Source organism: Wolbachia endosymbiont of Drosophila tristis, assembly GCF_028981745.1.
Lineage (GTDB): Bacteria > Pseudomonadota > Alphaproteobacteria > Rickettsiales > Anaplasmataceae > Wolbachia > Wolbachia pipientis.
The window spans coordinates 1-9,318 of the sequence record NZ_JAPQLN010000056.1 but is presented as its reverse complement, the minus strand read 5'-3'; the positions used below and the strand labels follow the sequence as shown (position 1 = coordinate 9,318).

General features: G+C 35.2%; 6 protein-coding genes. 2 read left to right on the top strand and 4 right to left on the bottom strand.

Going from position 1 to position 9,318, the window contains the following annotated elements; all coding sequences use genetic code 11:
- Window positions 1-280 (bottom strand): IS5 family transposase (locus OZD64_RS02050; protein ID WP_044471353.1); only part of this gene is annotated, 280 nt, incomplete at its 3' end.
- A 104-nt stretch (window positions 281-384) separates the two neighbouring features.
- On the opposite strand from OZD64_RS02050, the gene OZD64_RS02045 reads away from it, so the two are divergent.
- Both OZD64_RS02045 and pheT read left to right on the top strand, forming a co-directional pair.
- Window positions 385-648, top strand: a complete 264-nt coding sequence (locus tag OZD64_RS02045) for a hypothetical protein (protein ID WP_038198733.1) — start codon at window positions 385-387, stop codon at window positions 646-648.
- A gap of 112 nt (window positions 649-760) precedes the next feature.
- Window positions 761-3,100 (top strand): phenylalanine--tRNA ligase subunit beta, encoded by a 2,340-nt coding sequence (pheT, locus tag OZD64_RS02040; RefSeq protein WP_038198730.1) that lies wholly within the window; start codon window positions 761-763, stop codon window positions 3,098-3,100.
- On the opposite strand, the gene OZD64_RS02035 is transcribed toward pheT, so the two are convergent.
- From OZD64_RS02035 to OZD64_RS02025, 3 genes are all read right to left on the bottom strand, one after another.
- Window positions 3,091-5,580 (bottom strand): hypothetical protein, encoded by a 2,490-nt coding sequence (locus tag OZD64_RS02035; RefSeq protein WP_274999216.1) that lies wholly within the window; start codon window positions 5,578-5,580, stop codon window positions 3,091-3,093. The two genes, pheT and OZD64_RS02035, sit on opposite strands and share 10 nt — an antisense overlap.
- A 68-nt stretch (window positions 5,581-5,648) precedes the next feature.
- On the bottom strand, window positions 5,649-8,984 hold the full coding sequence (locus tag OZD64_RS02030; RefSeq protein WP_274999215.1) for a class I tRNA ligase family protein: 3,336 nt from the start codon (window positions 8,982-8,984) through the stop codon (window positions 5,649-5,651).
- 173 nt (window positions 8,985-9,157) lie between these two features.
- On the bottom strand, window positions 9,158-9,318 hold a 161-nt coding region (locus OZD64_RS02025; protein WP_274999147.1), incomplete at its 5' end, for a transposase.

The following is a 9,318-nucleotide window of genomic DNA, read 5'->3' as shown; positions in this document are numbered from 1 at the left end:
TTTTTCTTCTACTATATTTTGTAATTTCATAATTCATTTTCTCAAAAATTCCCTGCTTCTTCCATTGCCTGAACTGCTCATACACAGTCTTCCATAGCGGAAAATCATTTGGTAAATACCGCCATTGACACCCTGTACGCAATACATAGAAAATTGCTTCTAATATTTCTCTTTTGCTATACTTTGGCGGCCTTCCTCCTTTCTTGTATGATACTCTGAAGTGTTTTTCTATTCTTGCCCATTCCCTTTCGCTTAGATCTGTTGGATACTTTTTTCTCATCTTTACCCCGTACTAAAATTTCAGATATTATAGCCTTTTACTTGTTTCCGGACAACCTCTAATATCTTATTTTGATTATAATTTAATTTTTAGTGAGGTATATAATGAACGAAATAGATTTTATTAACACTAATCATCCTTTAAATTTGGAGCAGGAATTTGGTAACGGATACATCGAATCAGTAGATTGTTTCCTTGACGAAGATACTCGCGATTATTACATAGGACTCAACAATGCAATAATACACTTCTTTTTTGATAGTAACATTGATGAGGATGCCTGGGATTATGAAAGTCTTAAATTCTTTCTGGAGATAGATTTAAAAGGTGATATAGAAAAAATTCTTTCTCTTCGCAAGAAGATATAAAGTTACAAAAGCTTCTACATCATAAACAATGATGTAGAAGTATTCCACTACAACAAGCTTTAAAAGCACTACATTTTATATTACAATAACTTTTTCACTTCTTTTTAGGTCCATGAAATTCACATTATCTTGGTTATTAGAGTACTTAGAAACCAATGCTAGTTTAGAAGAAATTACCGATAAATTAACTCACATAGGGTTAGAAGTAGAAGATGTGATCGATAATTCCAGATTGACTGGGTTTATCGTTGCAGAGGTATTAGAAGTCGTACCTCATCCAAATGCTGATAAATTAAAATTATGTAAAGTAGATGACGGAAGTAAAATTCTACAAATAGTTTGCGGAGCAAACAATGTTACAGAAGGTATGAAAACTGTGCTTGCATCTCTTGGTAGCACATTGCCAGAAAGTGATTTCACAATCAAGCCCACAAAAATACGAGGAGTGCTAAGTGAAGGGATGCTCTGCTCTGCTTCTGAACTTGCGCTGGTTCAAGAGGAAAGTGAAGGAATAATCGAGCTTTCCGATGATTATAAAGTAGGGGATAAATTTTTCAATTGTGACCCTGTAATTGATATAAATGTTACTCCAAACCGTGGAGATTGCTTAGGCATTTATGGAATAGCTCGCGACCTTGCTGCAACTGGAATTGGGACATTAAAGACTTTAAGCATTCCACAACTTACCAGCTCCATAAATTCACCAATCGATGTTGAAGTTACTGACGGGGAAAGTTTTATTAGTGGAATATACATCGCCAATGTAAAAAATCAAGAAAGCCCAAAATGGTTAAAAGATAGGCTGGAATCGATAGGAATGCGCTCCATTTCTGCAATAGTTGATATCACGAACTATATTATGATATCTTTCAGCCGCCCAATGCACGCGTATGATGCAAAAAAAATAGAAGGAGAGCTCACAGTACGCAAAGCAAACGACGGAGAAAAATTTGCTGGTTTGAACGGTAAAGAATACTTATTAAACAAAGACATAAGCGTTATTGCAGGTGATAAAAATATTCATGGAATTGCTGGAATTATAGGTGGTAAGTGCAGTGAATGTACTCTTGAAACTACTGATATCTTTTTAGAGTCTGCTTGGTTCGATCCCATCTCTATTACTAAATCTTCAAGGCAGCTCGGCATCTCCACAGACGCTAGTTACAGATTTGCACGTTCAGTTGATCCTGAATTTACTTTTGATGGACTCAACCTTGCAGCTAAAATGATTCTGGACTTATGTGGTGGAGAAACCTCAAGCGTAGTGTCTGCTGGCAGTTTAGATAGTGCTGACACCAAGGTGAGCTTTGATTATCAGGATGTGAACAAGTTTGGAAGTGTGTCTGTATCGCCTGATGAGGTGCTTGATATCTTAACGAAACTAGGGTTTAGTATTGATAAAAAAACCGAAGGCAATTGGAATGTACAAGTACCAAGCTGGAGACCGGACGTGACAATACCGGCTGACCTAATCGAAGAAGTAACAAGGATATACGGCTATGACAAAATAAAAGAAGAACCACTACCAAATAATGTTGAAGAAGTAGATAGTACATACGACAATTTGCGTATTTTGATGACAAACAGAGGGTTTCATGAAGTGCTAACCTGGTCGTTTATGAGTGAATCAACAGCTGAAAAATTTGGTTACTCGAATAAGTTATTTATCATCGATAATCCGTTTAACAATAGCTTTAATATAATGAGACCAAGTATTATGCCAAATTTATTGCAAGTTACTGCTGATAATATTGCCCATGGAATATCTGATCTTGCAATCTTCGAAATCGGGCCGATTTACGATGGTGAAGCTCAGTCTAAGTATGTTTTAAGTGGAATTAGGTCAGGAAATAATTTACCGCGAAACCATTATAATACTGATAGGAAAGTAGATGTTTTTGACGCAAAGGCTGATTGCATAGCAGCTTTGGAGTTTTTTAACGTTAATTGTGATAATTTAACGATAGAGAAAGCAGAAAAAGAACATTACCACCCAGGAAAGTCAGGCACTCTCTCTTTTAAGAATAAAGTAGCAGGTTATTTTGGAGAGTTGCATCCTAATATATTAGATCTTTTTGATATCAAGCAAAAAGTTGTAGGTTTTGAGGTAATACTAGAAAATATTGAAAATTTACCTGTAAGTAGAAAGAAATTTATCGATTATAAATACCAAAGTGTAAAACGTGATTTTGCATTTATAGTAAATAAGGATGTGGAAGTAGGTAACATAATCAATGTGATAAAAAAAAGCTCAGAGCTCATCACAGAAGTTTTGATATTCGATGTATACCATGGAAATAATATAGAACCGAATAAGATGTCTATAGCGTTGTCAGTTACTTTTTGCTCTCCAATCCACACTTTAACTGAAAAAGAGATCCAAAAAGAATCAAGTGCTATAGTTAATTTAGTATGTGAAAATACCGGAGGAACTTTGAGAACTTATCGTTGAGTCACAATCATAGTTTCCTGCCGTTGCTGTGTCACACTTACTTCATCCAATTTATTTCCAATATTGAATTCAATATCCTTGAAAAATCTATCCCACACTCCATGCAAATGCTCTTCTATTTTAGGCCACACATCATTTTTAAATGTTACCCCATCATCAGAAAATAAATTACCTAAAAAGGCTCCAATACCTTCATAATTTGACTGAAAACATTGAAGAAATGTCTCTCCTTCTTTATAAGTATTATGTGCCACATTTAACACTTTTCTCTCTGTAGTCTCTTTATAAGCATTTGATGCTCCAATCTTTATTGCATCAAACATAACTTTACTCCAGTTCTTAACTTTCTGTATACAACCTTCACTATTTCCTGGTATATTATTTATTATATTTTTTGTCAAATTGTCTATCAAAGGAGACAATAAATTTCGACTAAAATGTTTGATATTATCTTTTGTTTTAATTACAGGATATTTGATGCGTTTTTCTGCTAAACAGTACTCCAGTTCTGCTCTTTCTAATAACTTCTTGATTTCTTTTTCATCAAAAGTTTCAAGCTTGAATACCTTCAGTAAATCATCTTCTATTACTGCAAATTTTATTTTTTCACGAGACGTTAGTTCTTCTTTATAATCATTTTTTGTTTCTTCATTTATCAATAATTCTTTTTTGCCTAATTCTAACTGTTTTAATGCTTTCAGAATTTCTTCATTCCTTTTTAAGAGCACTTCTATTGATCTTGTACCCGGATGCCCTTTTTCCCTGTTATTTTGTTCAGCTTGTAAACGCTTATTTTGATCTTTGAGTGTTTGTTCTAATGTAGATTTTTCTAAATGTCCTTCATCTTGCACGCGAAAAGCTTCAATTATTTCTGCTAGACCTGATTCACCATATTTTCTTAATTTCTTGCATAAACGTAAAACACCCTTTTTTTGTTCTCGAAGTAACCTTTGCACTTTATATTTTTTTATTTCTAAATACATCTTTTCTATAAAGTCATTTATTTTAGCTGAAGCTTCCTTATCCGATGGAACCTTTACTTTTTTTTCTAAATCTTCAAGCTGCTTCCTTAGGCTTTGCTTCTCCTTATCCGGTATATCTGATTGACTTAACTTACCTTGAACTTTTTTCATTACTGATTTTACCAGCCTGCGCTCAATCTCTTGATCATCATATTCGAATTTAAAAAGGTCTTCTAACCCCCTTTTTAAGGTGTCATTTGTTAAGCTACTGTTTTCATGTATTTCTTTTAATTTCTTATATATATTGTTACACCTTGTTTGACCTATTCCTCTTAAACTCTCTAATTCCTGTCTCACTAAAGAATTTTTTATCTCATCTTCCAGCGAAAAATCTTCTCCCCGTCTATCTCGCTGAAACTTAATTGCTTGTATAAAGGCAACTTGATAAGCACTTTGTATTAAGTGACTTGTCAAATTAGGACCTATACTATCTACCACTTTCGACTTGAATTCGTTCAATAATTCCTTCAATTTATCATATGTAATCTCTTTCTTTTCTAGCTTTATCAGTTCTTCCATAGTCTTCGCAAATTCCTGAATAGAAGTTGCAAGCACATCCTTGATTTCATTGCGTAAGGGCTTAAGACCATTTTTTAAATTGATGTTAGTTGACAATTTCAGTACGATGCTATGCTCTGAATTCCGCGTCACATCAAACCACTTGTTATTTTCATTTTCATACAAATCTCTAAGCAATCGTTTAAATTGCGGTGGAAATTCTATTTCCATATCCCACGCAATATTTGGTCCAGTAACTTCCTTTTCATGAAAAGACACCTCAATATTTTGATGCTTATTAGAATACCGCCCCATACTTATTTTAAGAGCAGTAACTAAAGAGTAAGATAAATCTCTATTTAAAAGATAAAAAGTAGCCAAAGCAATTGTTGCAGGAACAACTAAGGCTACAAGTACAGCCATATTAACAAAAATTGCTATTGCAGCAAGAACACCATATGCCAATCTTTTTGGCACGCCAGTTTCACTCTTTTTTGTCTTATCTTCCCCTACACTGTCTTGTGTCTTGCTGTTTGCTTGAAATCTACTGCATACGACTAATCCCAGTGCAGTAAAAGCAATATAAGGAAGCATTAAAACTGACAGAGCTAAATTTAATATTTTCTTTTCTGGGCAAGTTCTATTTATTTCCTTAAATATTTCGCTTGATATATTATACCAGGAAGTAAAAAAATCAGAGTTATAATCTTTATAATGAAATATACTGAGTGGAACGTTAAAATTAGCTAACGGCTCTTGTTCTTCCACAGCATCAAAAAATTCTTCTTCCTCTTCTGAAGTAGCAAGACCTAAATTATTCCCTTCTTCTACATTAGAAACAGCTTCCATAGCATCAAAAAACTCTTCTTCCTCCTCCAAAGTAACAACAGATTCTGCTTTACCTAAACCACCACTATTGTTAACAACTTCTTCATAATCATCTGCAACAGCTTTATTCATATTATAACCTTATCCAATTACCTTAAGTATAGCATAAATACTGACAATCTTGCAACTTTATTAAAAATTTAATGCTCAATACTAACACTTAAATCCTGATATTCCTTAGAATAGAAGTTAGTTCCAATTTCTGTATTAATGTCCAAAGATAAGGCAAGGGTCTGCTCTTTTATATATTCAAACCACGTATTTATTGCTTCCTTAATTTTCTCTTCTTCTGTTTTGATTATTACTCTGATTCTATCTGATATATGAAAATCAGCTTGTTTTCTGGTTTCTTGAATGAGCCTCACGACATCTCTCGCTAACCCTTCTAGAATTAATTCATCATTTAGTTCAGTATTTAGAATGACAATCCCTTTATTGTTATCAAATACAGAGGAATATTCACTGTTTGCTTTTAACAATAGTTCATATTCGCCTTTTTCTATAATATAGTTCTCTGATTCGTCTCCTAGAAATATCTGCTCATTCTCAACTTGCTTCCATTTTCCCTCCTTGACATATTGAACTAGCTTCTTGATTTTGTCTGGAATTCTTTTCCCAAGCAGTGGGAAATTTAGCTTTAACTCTAGTGATGCAATACCTTCAAGTCTGTTTACTAATTCCAAGCTTTTTACATTCACCTCATCTTTTATCATCTCCTGGTACTCATTTGAATCTGCAGCACACTGGATCCCAGTGTCAGCTACTTGGATAACAGGAGAGAACTCTGGGATGACAGAAAGCGGTTCACCTTCAAGAAAACTACAGGAAGACTGATGATAAATGATCATACTGCCAAGCGGCTGTCTGATACGTATATTAAAAGTGTTTCTGATCGAAAGTGCAGAGTTGCACACCTCTCTCACTAGATCCATCTTGGCAATGAGCTGACTATCAAACTTCTCTAATTGTGGAAAATTAGCCAAATGAACAGATGTTTCTTCATACTTAAGCCCTTGCCATATATTCTCTGTTATAAGTGGCAACAAAGGAGCTGCAGCTCTTAGTATGTAATAAAAAACCGTATATAGAACATTATAAGCATCAGTTTTATCCTGATCCAAATCACTTTTCCAAAAACGCTCGCGACTGCGACGAATATACCAGTTATTCAGCACTTCAAAAAAATCTATCAGAATTTTGCAAGCCTCTTGGGAGCTATAGCTGTTCATAGAAGCTTGGATACTTTCTACAGCTTCAAAACATTTGGAAATCATGTAGCGATCAATAGTACTTTGATAATCCTTACAAACTTCAGCTTTAATTCCATCTGCATTTGCATACATAGTAAAAAAGTGATAACTGTTCCAAATAGGTTTTATTACGTTTTTCAGAACATCTCGTATTGAGTTTCCTTCTTTATCGAGTAGCAAATTACCACCACAAATAATAGATCCAGAAAGCATAAGAAAACGCAGTGCATCAGAACCGTATCTATCAAAAACCTCCATTGGATCTGCATAGTTATTCAAACGTTTGGACAATTTTTGCCCTTTTACATCCAAAACAACACCGTGGCATATGCAGTTCTTAAATGGTTCCCTATTAAACAAAGCAGTGGACAATACAAAGAGCGTATAAAACCACCCCCTGGTTTGCGCTATGTATTCAGTGATAAAATCCGCAGATTCAAACCACTCCTTATTTTCAAACGGATAGTGGATTTGCGCAAATGGCATCGAGCCAGATTCAAACCAGCAGTCAAACACGTCAGGTACACGGCGCATAACTGATTTTCCTGTTGGATCATCAGGATTTAGTCTTGTTAAAGTATCGATAAATGGTCTGTGCAAGTCGTCTATTTTAACATTAAAATCTCTCTCCAGTTCTTCTATTGAACCATATACATCTACTCTTGGATATCTCGCATCATCTGATTTCCATACAGGGATTGGCGTACCCCAGAATCGATTGCGTGAAATTGACCAGTCGTGTGCCCCTTCAAGCCATTTTCCAAATTGACCATCTCTAATGTGGTTTGGTATCCAATTAACTCTCTTATTTAGCTCTACCATTCTGCTTTTGAATTTTGTAACAGCAACATACCAAGAAGGCATAGTTCGATAGATCAAAGGAGTGTCAGTTCTCCAGCAGTGTGGATAATTGTGAATATATTGCTCAGTCTTAAACCAACTTCCCTGCCCTTTCAATTTTTTTATTACTGTATCATTGGCATCAAAAACATGAACCCCTGCCAAATCTGAAACTTCAGCAGTAAATTTTCCACTGTTATCAATTGGACAAATAACTGGAATATCATGGCTTTGGCAAAGGTAAAAATCTTCCTCACCAAATCCAGGGGCAGTATGCACAACGCCAGTACCGTCTTCTTCCGTCACATAATCAGCAATAAAAACGCGAAATGCATTTTTTGTGTCTTTAAAATAGTCAAACAGTGGTTTGTAAGAAAGACCTGCAAGATCATTCGCTTTAAGTTTTATATTGCAGTTTTCATATGGAATATTGTTTTGTTCAGAGTGGCTGATAAATTTCTCTAAGTAGCTTTCAGCAAAAATGTATATTTCACCATTCATTGAACTTCCTTCACTACTCCCTGTCATCCCAGTGCCCAGACACTGGGATCCAGAAATAGATTCCAGCGTCACGCGCTGGAATGACATCAAAGGGTGGACTGACACTGCACAATACTTAATATCTTTTCCTATTGCTAAAGCCAAGTTGCTCGGCAACGTCCAAGGAGTTGTAGTCCAAGCAAGTAATTTACACTTTCGTTTAACACTTTTAAATTGCTGTGGGTTTTCTAAAAGCTCAAATGCAACAGTTACAGCTTTGCTAACTTTTTCTCTATACGCGTTATCAAGCCTTGTTTCGAAATTAGATAATGGAGTTTCGCATGCCCAGCTATATGGTACAACGCGCACTGATTCATACACCAGACCCTTATCATAAAGCTGCTTGAATGCCCACATGACCGACTCCATGAATGATTTATCCATAGTCTTATAGTCATTGTGAAAGTCTACCCACCTTGCTTGCCTATTTACATACTTCTCCCACTCTGATGAAAATTTCATCACAGAAGTACGGCAATGATCGTTAAATTTATCTATACCAAACTTCTCTATCTCAGTTCTACCAGATATTCCAAGTTCTTTTTCTGCACCCATCTCAGCCGGCAATCCATGGCAATCCCAGCCAAATCTACGTTCAACCCTTTTTTGAAGCATAGTTTGATATCTTGCAAATGCGTCTTTGATGAAACCAGTGAGTAAATGTCCATAATGCGGAAGTCCATTTGCAAACGGAGGCCCATCGTAAAAGACAAAACAATTATCCTTGGAACGTTCTTCAACTGACCGCTCAAAAACTTTGTTTTCCTGCCAAAATTTTATGATTTCCTTTTCTAACGATAAAAAATCAGGACTACTTACTGTATCAGGATAATGCTTTGACTTCATGTTCGCTATGTAAAACTAAAGAATATAGGGCTTTCTGAAAAATTACAAATTCAAAAATATTTCCGTAGCTCACACCCCAACAAACTATTCTGCCGAGCTTCCAATACCTTTTTTAAAGTTTTACTTGCAGTTTTTATTGTTTTACTTAAGAGGTTGTCCGGAAACTAGTAAATTCAAGCATATTCCCTCTTTAACATAACCCTACTCATAGCTAGGTATATGAAATTCTCAGTGGATGTTGTGAGTAAATCATACTCCTTCGATAGCCTTCTATTCCTATTAACCCAAGCAAAAGTCCTTTCTACAACCCATCTTCTTGGCTGTACTTTAAACC

What these genes read in the sequence shown, in the direction of transcription:
- OZD64_RS02030 (WP_274999215.1), bottom strand. Translation starts at nt 8,984, where the DNA reads ATGAAGTCAAAGCATTATCCTGATACAGTAAGTAGTCCTGATTTTTTA.
- OZD64_RS02035 (WP_274999216.1), bottom strand. Translation starts at nt 5,580, where the DNA reads ATGAATAAAGCTGTTGCAGATGATTATGAAGAAGTTGTTAACAATAGT.
- pheT (WP_038198730.1), top strand. Translation starts at nt 761, where the DNA reads ATGAAATTCACATTATCTTGGTTATTAGAGTACTTAGAAACCAATGCT.
- OZD64_RS02045 (WP_038198733.1), top strand. Translation starts at nt 385, where the DNA reads ATGAACGAAATAGATTTTATTAACACTAATCATCCTTTAAATTTGGAG.